This window comes from Methylobacter marinus A45 (assembly GCF_000383855.1).
GTDB lineage: Bacteria > Pseudomonadota > Gammaproteobacteria > Methylococcales > Methylomonadaceae > Methylobacter > Methylobacter marinus.
Map to the genome: position 1 here is coordinate 951,839 of NZ_KB912877.1, position 19,043 is coordinate 970,881.

Here is a 19,043-nt window from a genome sequence, read left to right on the forward strand (position 1 = left end):
CAGCTTTCGTGGCAAAAAAAAATCTCACCTCAGAAGACAGTCATTTGTTCCGCAAAACCATCGGCAAAGTATCCGCCATCAAGAGCGATAAGGTACTGTTAACAAAAGAAAAAAAAACCAAACCCATTCCCAGGCGCGCGTCGCCCGACATGGAGGAATACTTAGTCGATACGGCTGAAACTGATATTGAAAGCGTGACGCCGGAAGACACACTGAGCTTTCTCGCGCCCGGCGTGCAAAAAAACGTCTTAAAAAAGCTGCGCCGCGGCTATTTCGGGCTCGATGCCGAAATCGATCTGCACGGACTGAACAGCCACGAAGCCAAACGCCAGCTGCTAAAATTTCTGCACATGTGCATAGAGGACGGCTGCCAATGTGTCCATATCGTGCACGGCAAGGGCTATCGCTCACCCGATAACCATCCTGTCCTGAAAAATAATCTCAACTTATGGCTCAGACAACACAAGGAGGTTCTGGCCTTTTGCTCGGCATCGCAGAAAAACGGCGGCGCCGGCGCGGTTTTTGTGCTGCTGCACGTCTCCGAGAAATACCGGGACGAACGCGATGATTTTTAATCCACGGTCCATTGCACCAGGCCGCTATAGGCGGTACCGATGACCAGTACGCCGAATATGATGCGATACCAGGCAAACACGGTAAAATCGTGATGGCTGATATAGCGCAGCAAGGCGCGCACGGCTAGCAGGGCACTGAAAAACGCCGCGACCAGGCCTATCGCAAATACCGGCAAATCCGTGCTGTGCAGCAATTCGCGGTGCTTATACAAATCGTAAATACTGGCGATAATCAACGTCGGTATAGCCAGGAAGAAAGAAAACTCCGTTGCCGCCTTGCGCGACAATCCGAACAGCAAGCCGCCGATGATGGTCGAACCGGAGCGGGACGTACCCGGTATCAGCGCCAGCGCCTGCGCAAAGCCGAGCTTTAACGCATCCAGCGCGGTCAAATCCTCAACCTCATGAATGCGGATTTTATGTTCTCTTTTTTCCGCCCAGAAAATAATAAACGCGCCGATAATAAACGCTGACGCGACGGGAATCGGCTTAAATAAGTGCGCTTTGATCAGGCTGCCGAATGACAGACCCAGAATCGCCAGCGGCATAAAGGCGATCGCCAGGTTAATGGTGAACTTTAAAGCGGCAGGCTGCCATTTTAACAGACCCGCGATGATGGCCCCGATCTTGACCCGGTACTCCCAGCAGATCGCCAGAATGGCGCCGGTCTGGATCACTATTTCAAAAACCTTGCCGGTTTCATCATTAAAATCCAGCAAATCGCCGACCAGAATTAAATGCCCGGTACTGGAAATAGGTAAAAATTCGGTCAATCCTTCAACAACCCCCAGGATAAAGGCTTTTAATGCGATTATTAAATCCATTCTGTAGTCTCTCTGTTTATACTTCGATGATTTCGCGTAATACCGCCGTCGCATAGCTGCCGGCCGGTAAGGTAAAACTAAGCACTAACACCTGATCGCTGATAAACTGCCATAGCAGATTGCGGACATTCACCCTTAACGCGCGCCTGTCCATCTCGATACCGGTATTGATCAGTCCCCGGGCCAGAGGCTCGTATTGCTCGATAACCGCTTGCTCAATCGCCAGGGCATCGGCCGATACGCCTGGTTCGCCCTTGCCCCACAATGCGCCGGTCGGATGTATGTCATGACTCTGTAACCGCTGGACGATGTCCTGCTCGGGCTGATCCGATTTAAAACAGCTGTGCGACTGATCAAACATATAGGTATCGCCGGCAACCGCCCGATTCCAGGTTTGTTGCGCGACACGGCTGGCTAAAATCTGGTTGAACAGATAAGACCGGGCCGCCGATAAATAAATGCCGCGCTGCTCGCGTTTGACTTTCACACCCTGAAATAATGCCAATGCATGGCTGACATTGCGCCCTTCATGGCCGAAACGCTGGGGGCCGAAATAATTGGCGATGCCGCCTGCTTTCATGGCTTCCAGACGAGCGATGGTCTGTTCCTGATCGCCCTGCCAGTCCCGCACGACAAGCTTGAAGCTGTTGCCGGATAAAACCCCGCGTTTTAATTTTCTGGCGTGGCGGACAGCGGTAAGCACCTTGACGTTGTCGGATTCAAATTGCTTCCAGTCGGGATCTTCCTTGCCCGGCAGCCAGACACTGAACCACTGCGTTGTAACGGCATGACGGTCTTTCAGGCCGGCATAGCTGACATCCCGCTGCCTGACATCGGCAAACCGGGCCAGCTGCCTGGCCACGTAATCGGTGTTTTCATCCTTTTTTTCGATGTGCAGGAACACATGCTCGCCGGCGCCCGACGGTTCAAAGGCAAGATGTTCGTCGACAACAAAGTCTTCCGGCAACGTGCGGATTTTGCCGCGGCCGGCGGGACCGCCATACACACAGGGCCACTCGGGTAGTTCAATCGATTGTGTCAAGTTCGGCTCGGCTGGTTAATAGGGGCTGGGTAGCGATATGATGGCTTGCTTAGGGACAGGCATAAAATAACGTCATCAAGGGTGCGGATGATCTCCGATGTAGGTGCGAATTCATTCGCAAGGTCCCATACCTTCTAAGGCACAAGTGAATCCGCATCGACACTCCCTGATTTATGTCATGTCCCTTATTTAGTCACGTCACTGTTATTTTTCTATCAAGACGACGGCCTGAACGGCGATGCCCTCTTTGCGCCCTTCAAAGCCGAGTTTTTCCGTCGTGGTCGCCTTGACATTGATGCAATCGACATCGACTTTCAGGTCATCGGCGATATTGCGGCACATCGCACTGATGTAGGGCGCCATTTTAGGCGCCTGGGCGATGATCGTGATATCGGCATTGACCAGGCTGTAGCCTTTTTCCTGCACGATGCCGTACACATGGCGCAGCAGAACGCGGCTGTCGGCGCCTTTAAATTCGGGATCGGTATCGGGGAAATGCTTGCCGATATCGCCTAAAGCCGCCGCGCCCAGCAGGGCATCGCTTAACGCATGCAGCACGACATCGCCGTCGGAATGCGCTTCCAGGCCTTTTTCATAATCTATCTTTACGCCGCCTAAAATGACGTCGCCGTCCTCTTTGAAGCGATGCACGTCATAACCTTGTCCAACTCTGATCATTGTTGTTCCATATAAAATTGTGCTAACGGTAAATCTTCCGGCCGTGTGATTTTTATATTGTCCGGGCGGCCTTCGACGATTTTCGGCCGCAACCCTTTCAATTCCAGCGCACTGGCCTCGTCGGTGATGGCCGGATTGCCCTCGGCCTCTTCCAGGGCGTTTTTTAACATGCCGTAACGGAACATCTGCGGCGTCAACGCCCGCCAGATATGGTTCCGATCCAGCGTGCCGGCAATACGGCCATCCTGGACATTTTTCAAGGTGTCGTGCGAAGACAGGGCCAGTATGCCGCCCACGTCGTCATGGATCAGACAGGCGATCAGATGATGAATGTCGCCAGCCGTGATACATGGGCGGGCCGCGTCATGCACCAGAACCCAATCGGTATCCGATGCCTTATCCCTTATCGACTTTAACGCCGAAAGCACCGAATCAGCCCGCTCTTTGCCGCCCGGGGCGGTCAGAATCCGCTCATGCCGCGCTATGGCCAGATCGGGCCAGTAAGGATCTTCCCTGGATACGGCCACCGCGACGGCTTCAAACACATTGGCCTGCAGCAGGCGCGACAAGGTCTGCTCGATCACGGGCTTGCCGGCCAGTTCAAGGTATTGCTTGGGCCGGTCCGCCTGCATGCGCTTGCCGACACCGGCCGCGGGCACAATACCCCAGAATTTTGTAGTCTCGGTCATTTATTACTAATCGAATAGTGTGATGGCACGCTGTGCCGCTCACCGCTTTATCGGTAAAAAGACGGACAAACGATCAAGCCATCCGCCCCCGCTATCTTGGACAGGCAACACCGCGCCCATCACTATAAGCTGATTATTATTCCAAAACCTGGAAGAAAGTCTCATCTTCCTTAATCATCCCCAACTCATACCGGGCTCTTTCCTCTATGGCCGCTTGTCCTCTTCTCAAGTCCAGCACTTCGGCGTAAAGCGCTTCATTGCGCACCTTTTTTTCTTCCACGCGTTCCTTCAAGTCATCGAGACGTTGTTGATACGCTTGAATCTCCCGAATGCTGCCATCGCCGAACCATAACCGGTATTGAAGATGAACGATCAGCAAGATGATAATTATTATAAGATTTTTTATTGGTCTGCCCTCGGAACGAGATAGCGGGCGGCCTGCCGGCCGCCCCTGCGATTATCCGAAAATCATCACCTGCGATTACAGCATTCTGAACGCACTGCGGCCTGCGTATTTAGCCAGGTCGCCAAGTTCATCCTCGATTTTCATCAGCCGGTTATATTTGGCAACGCGATCGGAACGGCTTAAAGAGCCGGTCTTGATTTGCCCGGTACCGGTGGCCACGGCCAGATCGGCAATCGTGGTGTCTTCGGTTTCGCCGGAACGATGCGACATAACCGCCGAATAACCGCCGGCGTGCGCGGTATTGATCGCGTCCAGCGTTTCCGACAAGGTGCCGATCTGGTTGAGCTTGATCAGAATGGAATTGGCGATGTTTTTATCGATGCCCTCTTTCAGGGTGGCCGGATTGGTGACAAACAGATCATCGCCGACCAGTTGGATCTTGTCGCCCAGTTTTTCGGTCAGTACTTTCCAGCCGGCCCAATCATTCTGATCCAGGCCATCTTCAATGGAAATAATGGGATACTTTGAGACCCAATCCATAAAGAAATCGGTCATCTGCGCCGAATCGAAACTTTTGCCTTCCGCCGACAATTCATACCGCCCGTTCTTGAAATACTCGGAACTGGCCGCGTCCAGACCCAGGCAGATATCGACTCCCGGCTTGTAACCGGCCTTTTCGATGGCTTCGATGATGACGGAAATCGCTTCTTCGTTGGAACTGAGATTCGGCGCGAATCCGCCCTCGTCGCCGACGGTCGTGGCCAGGCCTTTTGCCGTTAACACTTTTTTCAGATGATGAAATACCTCGGCGCCATAACGGATCGCTTCCCGGAAAGACGGCGCGCCTACCGGTAAGATCATGAATTCCTGAAGGTCAACGCTGTTATCGGCATGCGAGCCGCCGTTGATGATATTCATCATCGGCACCGGCATGATGAACTCGCCGCTTTTGTTCAAATGCCGGTATAACGGCATGCCTGCCTCCCTGGCTGCCGCGTGGGCCGCCGCCATGGAGACCGATAAAATGGCATTGGCGCCTAAGCGCCCCTTGTTGTCGGTACCGTCCAGTTCGATCATTTTCTGATCGATCGCGGCCTGGTCGGACGCATCCATGCCGATAATCGCGGCACGAATTTCGTCATTGACATTGGCCACGGCCTTCAATACGCCTTTGCCCAAATACCGGCTTTTATCACCGTCGCGCAGTTCTATCGCTTCGCGCTCACCAGTCGAGGCCCCGGAAGGCACCATGGCGCTGCCGGTCACGCCGGAAGCTAAAACAACATCGGCTTCAACGGTTGGATTACCCCGCGAATCAAGAATTTCTCTAGCGTGAATATCGACTATTTTAGCCATGATGACTCCTATTATTATTTAAGTTATATGGTTGTTTCTATTAGCTGAGTTGATTTGACGGCCCGGTCGATCGTGGCCAATGTTTCCAATAATTCCTTCATCCTGTGCAATGGCCAGGAATTCGGACCATCACTTAACGCCTCGGCCGGATTCGGATGCGTTTCCATGAAAAGTCCGGCAATGCCGACGGCCATGGCCGCCCTGGCCAATACCGGCACAAATTCGCGCTGACCGCCCGAAGACGTGCCCTGCCCGCCCGGCAACTGCACCGAATGCGTCGCATCGTAAACGACGGGGCAGTCGGTATCTCTCATGACGGCCAATGAACGCATATCGGACACCAGATTGTTATAGCCGAACGACACACCGCGCTCGCAGACCATGATCTGCTGGTTGCCAGTGGCCTTGGCTTTATTGGCGACATGGAGCATATCCCAGGGCGCCAGGAACTGGCCTTTCTTGATATTGACCGGGATTCCCTGAGCGGCGACGCTCTGGATGAAGTTGGTCTGCCGGCACAAAAAGGCCGGCGTCTGCATGACATCGACAACCGAAGCCACTTCGGCCAGCGGCGTGTCTTCATGCACATCGGTCAAGACCGGCACGCGGATTTGCTGTTTGACCTTTTCCAGGATTTTCAGTCCCTGTTCCACGCCGGGTCCGCGGTAGCTTTCATGCGAGGACCGGTTGGCCTTGTCGAAGGATGACTTGTAGATAAACGGAATATTCAATGCCGAGGTGACTTCCTTGAGATAGCCCGCCGTATCCAGCGCCATTTGCTCGCTTTCAATGACGCAGGTACCGGCGATCAAAAAAAACGGCTGATCCAGACCGGCTTCAAAATGGCACAATTTCATTATACGGTTTCCTTTTTATGCTTGGCGGCGGCAACGACGAATCCTGAAAACAGGGGATGTCCTTTTCTGGGCGTCGAGGTGAATTCGGGATGGAACTGGCACGCCAGAAACCAGGGGTGCTCCGGAATTTCAATGACTTCGACCAGACGGCCGTCGATCGATTTGCCCGAAAAGCGCAGGCCTGCTTTTTCGAGTTTTGCAAAATACTGATTATTGAATTCGTAACGATGGCGATGTCTTTCGGTAATCACATCTTTATGATAAAGCTGGAAAGCCAGCGAATCAGGCTGCAGCACGCATTGCTGGCCGCCCAGACGCATGGTTCCGCCCAAGTCGGAGTTGGCATCGCGCGTTTCGATCTGACCGCCTTCATCCATCCATTCGGTAATCAAGCCGATAACCGGATGCGGTGATTTAGGCAAAAACTCCGTACTATGCGCGCCCTCCAGTCCGGCCACATCACGCGCATACTCGATCACGGCAACCTGCATGCCCAGGCAAATGCCCAAATAAGGCACTTTGTTTTCGCGCGCGTATTTAACCGTGGCGATTTTGCCCTCCACGCCGCGCTCGCCAAAGCCGCCCGGCACCAGAATGGCGTCGATGCCTTTCAGTCCGGCCACGCCCTCGTCTTCGATGATTTCCGAATCGATATAATGGATATTGACCTTGTGGCGCGTCCGGATGCCGGCGTGAATCAAGGCTTCATTCAACGATTTGTACGCATCGGTATGATCGACATACTTGCCGACGATGGCAATATTGACCTCATCAATCGGATGAGTCAGCGCTTCGACCACATTTTGCCATTCGGTTAAATCGGCCGGCGGCACGTCAAGCCTCAGTTTATGCACGACGATATCGTCCAGCCCCTGGTCATGCAGCAACAGCGGGATGCGATAGATCGAATCGGCATCGACGGCGGTAATGACCGCTTTTTCCTCGACATTAGTAAACAAGGCGATTTTACGCCGCTCGCTGATCGGCACCGGCTGTTCGGAACGGCAGATCAGGATATCGGGCTGGATGCCGATAGTGCGCAATTCCTTGACCGAATGCTGGGTCGGCTTGGTTTTCAGTTCGCCGGCGGAACGGATATACGGGACCAGCGTTAAATGAATAAACAGCGACCTATCGGCGCCCAATTCAACGCGTAACTGGCGGATGGCTTCCAGAAAGGGCAGCGACTCGATATCGCCGACCGTGCCGCCGACCTCGATCAGTGCCACATCCATGCCCTCGGCGCTCTTGTAAACGCGGCGTTTTATCTCGTCGGTGATATGCGGAATGACCTGAACCGTAGCCCCCAGATATTCGCCCTTGCGCTCCCGGCGCAGTACGCTTTCGTAGATCTGGCCGGTGGTGAAATTGTTCTTCTTGGTCATTGTGGTTTTAAGAAACCGCTCGTAATGGCCCAAGTCCAGGTCTGTTTCGGCGCCGTCCTCGGTAACGAACACCTCGCCGTGCTGAAAAGGACTCATCGTGCCCGGATCCACATTGATATAAGGATCCAGTTTGGTCATGGTGACTTTGAGGCCGCGGGCCTCAAGAATAGCAGCCAGCGAAGAAGCGGCAATGCCCTTGCCAAGAGATGATACAACGCCGCCGGTAATGAAAATGTATTTTGTCATGTAGAATTTTTAGACTTCAGATGGTAACTGATGAAGTGATGCCGGCAATTGCTTCCTGCATTGCTCCTTGTACCCCGGAGGGTGTAGCTCCTGCATAAGCCACGCGGATGTGATGCCTGCCGAAATTGCAGCAGCAAATATCGCCTCTATGCAGCAGTTGCAAGCAATCGTCCCCTGCATCGCCCTATCCCCGTCCATGGAGCCGCAAAACAGGTGCATTTTAATCGACAATGCCAAATTCGTCATTGTCTTTCAGGTTTTATTCTTGGCTTTTCCGATACAACCTGACGCAAGCGTCTGTTTCTTCGCTATAAAATTCTGCGCTGATCCATTTATCGCCGACAGCCGCGAGCTGATCATCCAGATAAACCAAAGGCATGCCCTGTCTTTCCCAGGGCGGAATGCCCGCCTCCTGAAACAGGTTTTTAAGGACATGATGCCCCTCACGGCCCGGCAGCAGAATCTTTTCACCGCCGCGCCGGAATCTGACAACCACCCTGCCGCGCCGCCACCGCTCACGCGCTATTCCGGCCGATGAAGGCTGGCAAAGCAGATACTGATCATCGGCCAGTTTTACCGAGGCCTGCCCGGCGGGCCAGTCAATATCCTGCAAAGTCGCTTTTGGCGCGTGCCTCAGGCAGTACAGCTTGTCGCGGTAGCGCCGTATATTATGGCCCTGCCCGGACAGCACAGGATGGCTCTCCCTGCTTGCCGCGACGACCTGGGTGAGAATCCGCTCAACAAACCCCTGGGCCGGCATTTTCAGGCCCAATGTCTGAAACCAGTGTCTGATGACCAGTTGCTGCCTGTGCTTGTTTAATTGCTTCAACCGGCTGATCGACAAGGTCTTGTCGGCTTCATTGAAAACGGCATGGAATAAATCATCGGCAATGACCGACATCACGGCCTGCGCCTCGGCGCAATGCCTTGCCGAACGGGCGACTGTTTTATCGCAAGCCGGCCAGCGCTGTTTAATTAGCGGCACGACGGTATTGCGCAGGTAATTACGGTCGTAATCATTATGCAGATTGCTGGGATCTTCCACCCAGCTTAGTGCATGCGATTCGGCATAATGCCTTATCGCCTGCCTGGATACATTAAGCAACGGCCTGAGCATGACGCCCCGGCCGAAAGCCATGCATTCGGGCATGCCGGACAATCCACGCAGGCCGCTGCCGCGGAACAGCTGCAACAGCACCGTTTCCAGCTGGTCTTCCCGGTGCTGCGCCACCAGCAGTACGTCATTAGCGCCGATCAACGCTCTTAACGCATTATAGCGCGCGTTTCTTGCCGCCTCCTCGGGACTTTCGCCAGGCCCTGCAACGGCATTGACCCGCAAGGCCCTGAACTGAATACCGAGCGCTTCAGCGGTTTTGCGGCAATGCTCGGCCCAGACTCCGGCTTCCGCCTGCAGGCCGTGATGGACGTAAACCGCGGTCATTTTATCGCCGAGGCCTGCTATTGACGCACACAGATGCAGCAACACATGAGAATCGACACCGCCGCTGTAGGCAATATAAAGACGCGCGTTCGGTTTAACCTGATCCAGCGCCGATTCTATGATTGATGATGACAGCATGCGGTATGGCCTGAAAGGCAGGGATAAGAAAAACAAAAGGCCGGCAAATGCCGGCCTGAAGATCGAATAATTAACCGAAATTTATCGGCCTTCCTCCATAAAGGCGCCGAAGCTCATAATCCGCTGATATCGATTTTCCAGTATGGCTTCAATAGGCTGTCCTTTCAATTCATCCATATGGCGAATCAACGCTTCCCTTAAATTCAAGGCAATCGTCTGAAAATTCCTGTGCCCGCCGCCTAATGGCTCCCTGACCACTTCATCCAGAAGCCCCTGCTCGCGAATACGATCGGAAGTAATGCCCATCGCTTCCGCCGCCAATTGCGATTTATCGGCGCTTTTCCATAGAATGGATGCACAGCCTTCCGGCGAGATAACCGAGTAGGTGCTGTATTCGAGCATGATCAGCCGGTCGCCTACACCGATTGCCAGCGCGCCGCCGGAGCCGCCTTCGCCGATAATCGTGCAGATAATGGGAGTTCTCAGTTTCGCCATTTCAAACAGGTTTCTGGCAATAGCCTCGCTCTGGCCGCGTTCTTCGGCACCGATGCCCGGGTAAGCGCCCGGGGTGTCGATCAGGCAAATGACCGGCATTTTAAAGCGCTCGGCCATCTTCATGACCCGCAGGGCCTTGCGGTACCCCTCGGGACGCGGCATGCCGAAATTGCGATAGATCTTTTCCTTCGTATCGCGCCCCTTTTGATGACCGATAACCATCACCGGTTGACCTTCCAGCCGGGCCAGGCCGCAAACGATAGCGGGATCATCGGCATAGGAGCGATCGCCATGCAACTCATGGAAATCGGTAAACATGTGTTCAATGTAATCCAGCGTATACGGGCGACCGGGATGTCTTGATAATTGGGAAATCTGCCAGTCGGAAAGATCTGAAAAAATCGACTCGGTTAAGGAAAGGCTTCTGTCTTCAAGCTGCTTAAGCGCATCTGAAATATTAATATTATTATCAAACTCCACATTGCGGAGCTCTTCAATTTTCGCTTCTAATTCAGCGATGGGTTGTTCAAAATCGAGGAATTTTAGATCCATGGAGACTTGGCTGTTAAATTTTGCTGAAAAGGGAATTTTATAGAAAAACCATATTTAATTCTAAAAAATTTCCCGTTTGTTTAAAGAAGCCCGGCATTTTCAATCAGTCTGGGCAAATTATTAGTGCTCAATGAAGGGCGCAAGGTTTTTAACTGGCATTCTCACAGTGTGTAAATGCTGGGTTGATAAACCCAGCATTTCGAAGCCCCTTATGCTGGGTTTCCGCAAAGCTCCAACCCTGCCTACCCGCTAAGCTACCCGCTAAGGATTTGGCTGAAAAATGACTTCCTGAAACTGGAATCTTGCATAGGATGTGCTGACCAAAAGCTCGCAAACGATGCGCCTCCTGTCATCGGCACATCCTATGTTTAGACAGGGACATTATTGACGACCAAATCCTAAGCCACAAGGATGCGGCGAATGTCGAAAACGCAGGAGCAGTTTTTCTATCCGCCTTCTGCATGCATCCTTGAATTGATTGAATGAAGCGTAAAAACAAGGTCACTTTGAGCGCCGGTCGAGCTCTTGCAAATGCCTCAGCTTTTCCTTGATTTTAATCTCCAGTCCCCGATCCACAGGCTGGTAATACCGGGTTCCCGCCAATTTATCGGGAAAATAGTTCTCGCCGGCCGCGTAGGCTTCCGGCTCATCATGGGCATAACGGTATGCCTTGCCGTAATCGAGCGACTTCATCAACTTGGTCGGCGCATTGCGCAAATGCACGGGTACGCCCAGGCTGCCGCTCGACCTGACATCGCGCATGGCCGCGTTATAAGCCATGTACACGGCATTGCTTTTAGGCGCGCAGGCCAGATAAACGACGGCCTGGGCCAATGCCAGTTCGCCCTCGGGACTGCCTAGCCGCTCCTGCGTTTCCCAGGCGTTAACGGCAATCTGCAGCGCCCGGGGATCGGCATTGCCGATGTCTTCCGAAGCCATCCGGACGATGCGCCTGGACAGATAAGTCAAGTCGCAGCCGGCATCGATCATCCGGCAGAGCCAGTAAAGCGAGGCATCGGGAGAACTGCCGCGCACCGATTTATGCAAGGCTGAGATTTGATTGTAAAATTCCTCGCCCTGATTATCGAACCGCCGCACGCCGCCGGTCAGCACTTCCCTGGCGATTTTCTCATCAAGGACCCGGCTGTCGTTGGCGGCGGCCAGTTCCACAGCGATTTCGAGCAGATTCAGCAAGCGCCTGGCATCGCCATCGGCCGCCTGGGCAAATTGCTGTTTAATGCTGTCGTCCATTTCGACAGCCCGCTTGCCCAGTCCTCGATCCGGGTCCGTTAATGCCTTGTTCAATACGCCCAGCAGATCGTCGGGCGTCAACGCATTGAGGACATAAACGCGAGCCCGCGACAATAACGCATTGTTAAGCGCAAAAGACGGATTTTCAGTCGTCGCGCCGACAAAATAAACCGTGCCGTCTTCCACATGCGGCAGGAAAGCGTCCTGCTGCGATTTATTGAAGCGATGGACTTCATCGACGAATAGAATCGTGCGCCTGTGCTGTTGCTGCTGGATCTTCCGGGCCTCGGCGACAGCCGCACGGATCTCCTTGACGCCGGCCAGCACGGCGGAAATGGGCATGAATTCGGCATCGGATTGATGGGCGACAAGACGCGCCAGCGTTGTTTTGCCAGTGCCCGGCGGTCCCCAGAAGATCATCGAATGCAGTCGGCCTGAAACGATGGATTCATACAAGGGCTTGCCGGGCTTCAAAACATGCTGCTGGCCGACGTAATCATCCAATGTTGCAGGCCGCATCCTGTCGGCCAAGGGTTGGGTCAAGTCTTCAAACATACAAAGGTCGAGAAGATAAAAGGCTAAAGATACACCCGTTCGGACAGTTTTTCCTGATTATTGCTGCATCGCTATAACTGAGATTTTTACCGTGACGCTCATTCAGGGTTATATTTGCTTCGTATCCTGTTTGGTGTTTATGTCTCGCGCAATGGCGATCGACTATTCAGAAAAAATATCGACACCCTTGGGTGCGCGAAATTGAAACAAATCCGGCCTGATTGCCTGATTGATCCTGACATTGGAAAAATAAATGCGCGTCAGCTGGCCGAAGTTATCGCTTAATTCCATGCCGCCCAATATCCCGCTGTTCAAACCGATCAAAACATATTTAAATCCGCTTTCTTCGTTTTTAGGCAGTAATTTTACCCAAAGCAGCCCCTCATCCTCGCCCTGTTGCTCCATAATAAAATTATCCTCCAGGGATACCTCGCCGCTTAACAGCAGTGCCGGCGTGGAGCCCAGTGACTCATCAAGCTTTTTAATGGTGACTTGCTCCAGATCCGTGTCATAAAACCAGACCTTGCCGGAATTGGCTATGATTTGCTGTTGAAAAGGTCTTTGATAATCCCAACGAAATTTACCGGGCCGTTGCAGATAAAAAATGCCATAACTGGTTTGCACCGGATCGCCGGCCTCATTGATCAGCACCTGTTTAAAATCGGCTGTCAGAGTCTTTGTCGTATCCAGAAACGCTTTCAGTTCCCGGGCCGGCCTGTCTTCCGCATGGCCGGCGGCGCTAAAAAAGGCGAATGCCAGCAAAATCAAGTGAAAATAACTAACTTTGTTCATAGATACCTTAAATTATTGCGGAAAAATACTCTTGAAAAATGTATTAAACTCATTGACAGGCGCATCGACGCATGCCGCGTATTCAACTGGCGCGGAACCGGCGATATAAGGATACTCGCGCGCGCCCTCGCAGGCTTCATTCGCCAATAAGCCGCTATAAGGATCGACCCAAGCCATTTGGATATTATCCGGAGGAATCAGGTTTACCGGTTGCGTCGATATCTGCCGCATCAGTGATATCCAGACCTGCAAGGCTCCGCTTGAGCCCGTTAAACCGACCGGTTTGTTATCATCGCGTCCCACCCAGACCACCGATAAATAATCACCGGTATAGCCGGCAAACCAGCTGTCTTTGGAATCATTGGTCGTGCCGGTCTTGCCGACCAGGCCATAATCGCCAGGAAATGCCGAATAGGCTGAACGCCCTGTTCCCTTATGCATGACTTCCTGCAGGATGGTATTAACGATATACGTGGCGGCAGGATCGACCGCCTGCCGGACGATGAACGGATAACTTTGCAGATGCTCGCCATTGGCCGCGACCACGGCTCTGATGCCGCGTATCGGCGTTGAAAAACCGTCGCCGGCCAACGTCTGATACATCTGCGTGACTTCCATGGGAGTTAACTCCGCGGCCCCCAGCAAGAATGACGGAAACAGGTCAACAGGCCGGGTAACGCCCATGTTTCTCAAGGTCTTGGCCGTTCTGGCAATACCGACATCCATGCCTATGCGTACCGTCGCCAGATTATAAGAATGCGTCAGGGCTGTATGCAGTCCGACATTGCCGTGCTCCCTGTGGTCGTAATTTCTAGGCGCCCAGACCTTACCATTGGCGCCCTTGATATGGATGGCGGTATCGCTTATCGGGGTGGTAATCGTATACTTGTCCGGATACTCCAGCGCGGTCAGGTAAATGACCGGCTTGATCAGGGAACCGATCGGCCGGACCGCATCCAGGGCACGGTTGAATCCTGCCGCCGTGTGTTGCCGACCGCCGGCCAGCGCAACAATTTCACCGCTATCTCTACGGGTCACTACAACAGCCGTTTCCAGCTTTTTGGCCTTAGGCCGTTTTTCCAGCTGATTCAGCTTAGTGGTAATGGATTGCTCCAATGCATCTTGAGCCAGGGTATCCAGCGTCGTGAAAATCCTCAACCCCTCGGACGTCAAATCTTCCTCGCGGTATTCCTGTTTTAATTGCCGCTTGACCAGGTCGAGAAAAGCAGGATAGCGGTTGGCCGAGCGATGGGTGCGCGCAACGACATTCAGCGGTTTTGCCTTTGCCTCTTCCGCCTGCCGGTCCGTGATATAGCCCTCGGCGGCCATCTCGCTCAGGACCAGGTTACGCCGCTGCAGGGCGCGATCGGGGTAGCGCCGGGGATCATAGTAAGAAGGCCCGCGCACCAGGGCGACCAGCGAGGCAATCTGTTCCAGCGGCAGGTCTTTTAAATTGCTGCCAAAATAAAATTCGCTGGCCAGGGCAAAGCCATGCACGGCGCTGCCGCCGTCCTGGCCGAGAAAAACCTCATTTAAATAAGCTTCAAGAATGGCGTTCTTACTGAACCGGGCCTCCAGTATCAACGACATGAAGACTTCATTGATCTTACGCCACAGGCTGCGCTCAGAGGTCAGATAAAAGTTTTTGACCAACTGCTGAGTGATGGTGCTGCCACCCTGGACGATGCCGCCGGCGCGAAAATTGGCCCACATGGCCCTGGCAATGGCCTTCAATGAGATACCGAAATGGTCGTAAAAATCCCGGTCCTCGGTCGCCAGCAAGCCTTTGACCAGCGCGTCGGGCGCATCCTGCCATTTGATTAATATCCGGTCTTCTTTGATAGTCGGATAAAAGCTGCCGATTTGCACGGGATCCATGCGCACGATGGCGACTTCCTTAGACTCCGCCAGATCAACGATGCCGGCTACGGTCGAGCCGGAAAAATTCAGACGGATCAGGCTGGCGGGTTGAGGCTGATCCCAGAAGGCAAAATTACGGGTTTTCAAGCTAATCGATTGTCCCTGTCTGAAATAGGAGCCTTCCGACAATAGCCGGGCATCCTGACGATAATGCAGCCTCTGCAGTAACTCTTCAAACTTGGCGGCGGAAATACCATAGCCGGCATAAAGCTCAACCGGACTGGCGTAGACCCGGGCGGGAATCGCCCAACGATTGCCTTCAAACTTCTCGCGTACGTTGTAATCCAGATAACCGATATAGCTCAGTAAAACGAATGTAAATCCAGCAACAATAATCCAGACTGTATTTCTAACCCAGTGAGAATCAGGTTTCTTTGGCTTTTTTTTCTGGACATACCGAACACCGCGCTTTCTTGTTTTTTCTACCATAGCCTCATACTACATTCATCATTTCATTAAGTATCATCCCTGACAGCACCCTGTATTATACATAAATAGGAATACCTGAATCAGCAAGCCCCAATCTATCCGTATAACATGAACAATAAATGAATAATACCGTCCGGCCTTTAAAAAACGATTAAATGCAGGCAGCTAAAATTATCGTCAGGTTAGAGTGAGCGACAGCATTTCCCTATATAGCGGCCTGACTGCCAGTTAACCGGCAACATGGCCCGCCCTGATAACCGGCTCAGGGAAATTTGTTGCGCAAATACTGGATGGGATTAGCTAAAACAGTGGTTCTCGGCCAAATCATGCGTCTGAAAGGCGCTCTGAGCCGACAGTTGCTCGAGAGGTTGGCCAAAAATGCTGCCTTGGCCGTAATTGATACCGATTTCCCTCAAAATTCTGATAGTCTGCGGACATTCAACATATTCGGCAATGGTTTTTTTACCCAGTTTCCGGGCAATCTGCTGCATCGAGCGCACCAGCATTTGGTCCGTTTCATCATTGACCAGATTTTGTATAAACTGGCCGTCGATTTTCACATACTCAACAGGGAATATTTTTAAATAGTTAAACGAACAGAAACCGGCGCCGAAATCATCTAATGCGATATGACAACCTAATGCCCGGATCTGATCAATCAGGGATCGGGTCTGTTCAAAATTATCCACTGCCGCCGTTTCGGTGATTTCAAACGTGAGACGGTCGCCGCTGACCCAGGACATATCCAGTTTTTGCCGGATAAAAGCCGCTATCGAATCATCTTGAAAGGCCATGCAGGACAGGTTTATCGCCAGGCGGATATGCGAAAACTCCGGCGGCAGCGAGGATAAGAAATCGATGGCTTTATCGACCACCCAGGCATCAATGCCATGGATAAGCCCCATTCTTTCCGCCACCGGAATAAACTCGCCCGGACTGATAACGCGCTCGCCGCCATCCCTCATTCTGATCAGGACTTCGTAATGGGATATTTCGCCGTCCAATAAACCGACTATCGGCTGAAAAACAAGAAAGAACTTGTCGTTTAACAAGGCATCCCTGATCAAGGGGACCCAATAAATATCGCGCTGCCTTTCCTTGAAAGCCTGATCGTCCTCGCAATATTGCCATACCCTGTTACGGCCCTTGCTCTTGGCTATCGCGCAAGCCTGGTGCGCTCTTGAAATCAATTCACCGGGATGCTTGACAATTTGAAAGGATTTTAACGAGGCAATGCCGATAGAGGCTGTAATGTGATAGCAGGCATTGGCCATGATAAAGCGAAACTCATCCAGTCTTTTACAAATGTGTTCCGCGATAATACTTGCGTTTTCAATAGTGGTATTTTCCAGATACAGACACAGTTCGTCGGAGCCGACGCGGGCGAACAGGCCTTTTTCGCAAGTGGCCGTTCTGATCATGTTAACCACTTCAATAAGAAGCCGGTCCGCGGCCTCAAACCCCTCCAGATCATTGATCAATCCAAACCGGTCCAGATCGATAAACAGCAGCACGCCATTTTGCTGAAATTTGGCGTGTTTATGCAGCACCAGATAAAGATGCTGCTCAAGATTGCGCCGGTTTAGCAAACCGGTCAGATCATCATGAACGACCAGATATTTCAATCTTGCATCGAGCAGTTTGCGCGTGGTCAGTTCGGTAATCAGTTCTTCTTTCTGCTTATGACGCAGGAAACGCTCATTCTTCAAGACCAAAAGAAACTCAACCAGAATAAGCAATTCGGTCGGCAGGAAGGGGCGGGCAAGCATGTAGAACTGGCATTGGTTTTTTACTGACGCAAGATCACTATTTTTTGACCGATCGCTGACGAGCACAATGACAGGCAAGAAAACCGCTTCGTTCTCGTTCGACAGGTATTTGCGCAATTCCTCGCTCCGAAACTGGGGCAGTTTTTCATCAATAATCATCAATCCCAATTGCTCAGGCTCATATTGATAAGCGCGCAGCATTTCATAAATCCTGTTGCCGTCAATGACAACAGTCAGATTATGAAATCCTCTCGCTTGCAAACATTCCACGGTTTCGGCTCGTGAGTCAGGGTCTGCATCAGCAATAATAATCTTTTGTTGTTTTTGTAAACTGCTCAACATTTTTACCTGCCTTAACACAGAGTTAACTTTTTCTTCTTAATATTTAATATATTTACAACAGATGAAGTTAAGACGATTGAAATAATCAAAAAGCCTGACTGCCGCTATTGTAAAAATTAATATCAAGAATATTTTTCAGTATAAATAAGAAACCTGGAATTCCCATGATATTGCTCATTTATACTGATATTCATTGCCGGTTTTTTATGACCCTTTACAACTGACAATACCCATTATTCAACTGGCGCTTAATTAACAATCGATAAATCTGTTCGGCTTTGATCCTTTAATCAAATCGGTTATATCTCGAGTACAATTTTTCCGGTTATATGCCCTGCCCCGATCAAATGGTGCGCTTCCGATGCTTGCTCAAGTCTTAAAAGATGACTGACGTTGACCTGCAAAACACCCTGGTCGAACAGTTCGGCACAGCGCTTTAAAATGTCCACGTGTTTTTTCCGCGCGTCGTCCAGGCCTCTTAGCATGGGTGTTAGCATCAATTCAAAACCGATCTTCAAGTTACGCATGCGCGCCTCGGCCAGACTGATCGCCCCGGGATCCAGCAAGGTCACAATCGAGCCGAAATGGGCCGTCGCTTCTATGCTGGCTTTAAAGGCCTCAGGGCCGACCGTATCAAAAACCAGGTCAGCGCCATGGTCCTCGGTCAGGTTGTTGACGCGCTCCAGCAGATCCTCATGCCGGTAAAAAATAACGTCATCGGCGCCCAGGCGCCGCACAAAATCGGCTTTTTCCTCAGAACTGACCGTCGTGATGACACGCGCGCCTTTTTGCTTGGCCAACTGTATCGCCACATGCCCCACGCCGCCGGCGCCGGCATGAATCAAAACCGTTTGCCCCGACTGCAAGCCGCCGCGCTCGAACAGGGCGCCCCATGCCGTAATCAAAACCAACGGCAAAGCCGCCGCTTCCGTAAAAGAAGCGGTCTTGGGTTTCAAAGCCAGCCAACGGTTGTCGATCACCGTATATTCGGCATAATTGCCCTGTTCTTTTCCCAGGCCGCCATTGCAGAACCAGACTTCATCACCGGGCTTAAAGCCCGTAACCTCATCGCCGACAGCAACGATAGTGCCGGCGCCATCGCAACCTAATACCGCAGGCAGTGCATCCGGGTAAAAAAGCCCGTTAGCCCTGACCTTGGTATCAATGGGATTGATGCCGGCGGCTTTAAGGCGGATTTTGACTTGTGCCGGATTTGTTATTTCAGGCTCTGCCATGTCCTGTAAATGCAGAACTTCAGGCCCGCCCACTTCGGTCATTAACACTGCTTTCATTGTCATAAC

At 52.2% G+C, this 19,043-nt stretch carries 16 protein-coding genes; 1 reads left to right on the forward strand and 15 read right to left on the reverse strand.

Going from position 1 to position 19,043, the window contains the following annotated elements; translation table 11 throughout:
- The first annotated feature begins 8 nt into the window (after positions 1-8).
- Positions 9-575: a Smr/MutS family protein gene (locus tag METMA_RS0104245; RefSeq protein ID WP_020157828.1), complete on the forward strand. Its 567-nt coding sequence runs from the start codon at positions 9-11 to the stop codon at positions 573-575.
- Here the strand turns inward: METMA_RS0104245 and METMA_RS0104250 are convergent.
- From METMA_RS0104250 to METMA_RS0104330, 15 genes are all read right to left on the reverse strand, one after another.
- Positions 572-1,399 carry an undecaprenyl-diphosphate phosphatase gene (locus tag METMA_RS0104250; protein WP_020157829.1) on the reverse strand — a complete coding sequence of 276 codons (828 nt, stop codon included), beginning with the start codon at positions 1,397-1,399 and terminating at the stop codon, positions 572-574. The genes METMA_RS0104245 and METMA_RS0104250 overlap by 4 nt on opposite strands.
- 16 nt (positions 1,400-1,415) lie before the next feature.
- Positions 1,416-2,441 carry a tRNA pseudouridine(13) synthase TruD gene (gene truD / locus METMA_RS0104255; protein WP_152565006.1) on the reverse strand — a complete coding sequence of 342 codons (1,026 nt, stop codon included), beginning with the start codon at positions 2,439-2,441 and terminating at the stop codon, positions 1,416-1,418.
- 204 nt (positions 2,442-2,645) lie between these two features.
- The gene (ispF, locus tag METMA_RS0104260; RefSeq protein ID WP_020157831.1) at positions 2,646-3,119 is read right to left on the reverse strand and encodes a 2-C-methyl-D-erythritol 2,4-cyclodiphosphate synthase; all 474 of its coding nucleotides are present in this window, start codon (positions 3,117-3,119) and stop codon (positions 2,646-2,648) included.
- Entirely contained in the window at positions 3,116-3,808 is a 693-nt protein-coding gene (gene ispD, locus METMA_RS0104265; protein ID WP_020157832.1) for a 2-C-methyl-D-erythritol 4-phosphate cytidylyltransferase, read from the reverse strand. The genes ispF and ispD overlap by 4 nt, the downstream gene beginning before the upstream one ends.
- A 136-nt stretch (positions 3,809-3,944) precedes the next feature.
- Positions 3,945-4,214, reverse strand: coding sequence for a cell division protein FtsB (gene ftsB, locus METMA_RS0104270; protein WP_027147024.1), 270 nt, complete (start codon positions 4,212-4,214; stop codon positions 3,945-3,947).
- Positions 4,215-4,289: 75 nt separating this feature from the next.
- Positions 4,290-5,570 (reverse strand): phosphopyruvate hydratase, encoded by a 1,281-nt coding sequence (gene eno, locus METMA_RS0104275; protein ID WP_020157834.1) that lies wholly within the window; start codon positions 5,568-5,570, stop codon positions 4,290-4,292.
- 23 nt (positions 5,571-5,593) lie between these two features.
- Positions 5,594-6,427, reverse strand: coding sequence for a 3-deoxy-8-phosphooctulonate synthase (kdsA, locus tag METMA_RS0104280; protein WP_020157835.1), 834 nt, complete (start codon positions 6,425-6,427; stop codon positions 5,594-5,596).
- Positions 6,427-8,058 carry a CTP synthase gene (locus tag METMA_RS0104285; RefSeq protein WP_020157836.1) on the reverse strand — a complete coding sequence of 544 codons (1,632 nt, stop codon included), beginning with the start codon at positions 8,056-8,058 and terminating at the stop codon, positions 6,427-6,429. Before METMA_RS0104285 ends, kdsA begins: the two co-directional genes overlap by 1 nt.
- Positions 8,059-8,317: 259 nt before the next feature.
- Entirely contained in the window at positions 8,318-9,637 is a 1,320-nt protein-coding gene (gene tilS, locus METMA_RS0104295) for a tRNA lysidine(34) synthetase TilS (protein WP_020157838.1), read from the reverse strand.
- An 81-nt stretch (positions 9,638-9,718) separates the two neighbouring features.
- Positions 9,719-10,684 carry an acetyl-CoA carboxylase carboxyl transferase subunit alpha gene (gene accA, locus METMA_RS0104300; protein ID WP_020157839.1) on the reverse strand — a complete coding sequence of 322 codons (966 nt, stop codon included), beginning with the start codon at positions 10,682-10,684 and terminating at the stop codon, positions 9,719-9,721.
- Between the two features lie 501 nt (positions 10,685-11,185).
- Entirely contained in the window at positions 11,186-12,490 is a 1,305-nt protein-coding gene (locus tag METMA_RS0104305; RefSeq protein WP_020157840.1) for a replication-associated recombination protein A, read from the reverse strand.
- A gap of 162 nt (positions 12,491-12,652) precedes the next feature.
- Positions 12,653-13,282, reverse strand: a complete 630-nt coding sequence (gene lolA, locus METMA_RS0104310; protein WP_020157841.1) for an outer membrane lipoprotein chaperone LolA — start codon at positions 13,280-13,282, stop codon at positions 12,653-12,655.
- 12 nt (positions 13,283-13,294) lie between these two features.
- Positions 13,295-15,631 (reverse strand): penicillin-binding protein 1B, encoded by a 2,337-nt coding sequence (gene mrcB / locus METMA_RS0104315; protein ID WP_020157842.1) that lies wholly within the window; start codon positions 15,629-15,631, stop codon positions 13,295-13,297.
- 296 nt (positions 15,632-15,927) lie between these two features.
- A complete protein-coding gene (locus tag METMA_RS0104320; RefSeq protein ID WP_020157843.1) occupies positions 15,928-17,742 on the reverse strand; it encodes an EAL domain-containing protein in 1,815 nt (604 codons plus the stop codon).
- 299 nt (positions 17,743-18,041) lie between these two features.
- The gene (locus METMA_RS0104330) at positions 18,042-19,034 is read right to left on the reverse strand and encodes a zinc-dependent alcohol dehydrogenase family protein (RefSeq protein WP_027147025.1); all 993 of its coding nucleotides are present in this window, start codon (positions 19,032-19,034) and stop codon (positions 18,042-18,044) included.
- Positions 19,035-19,043: the final 9 nt, after the last annotated feature.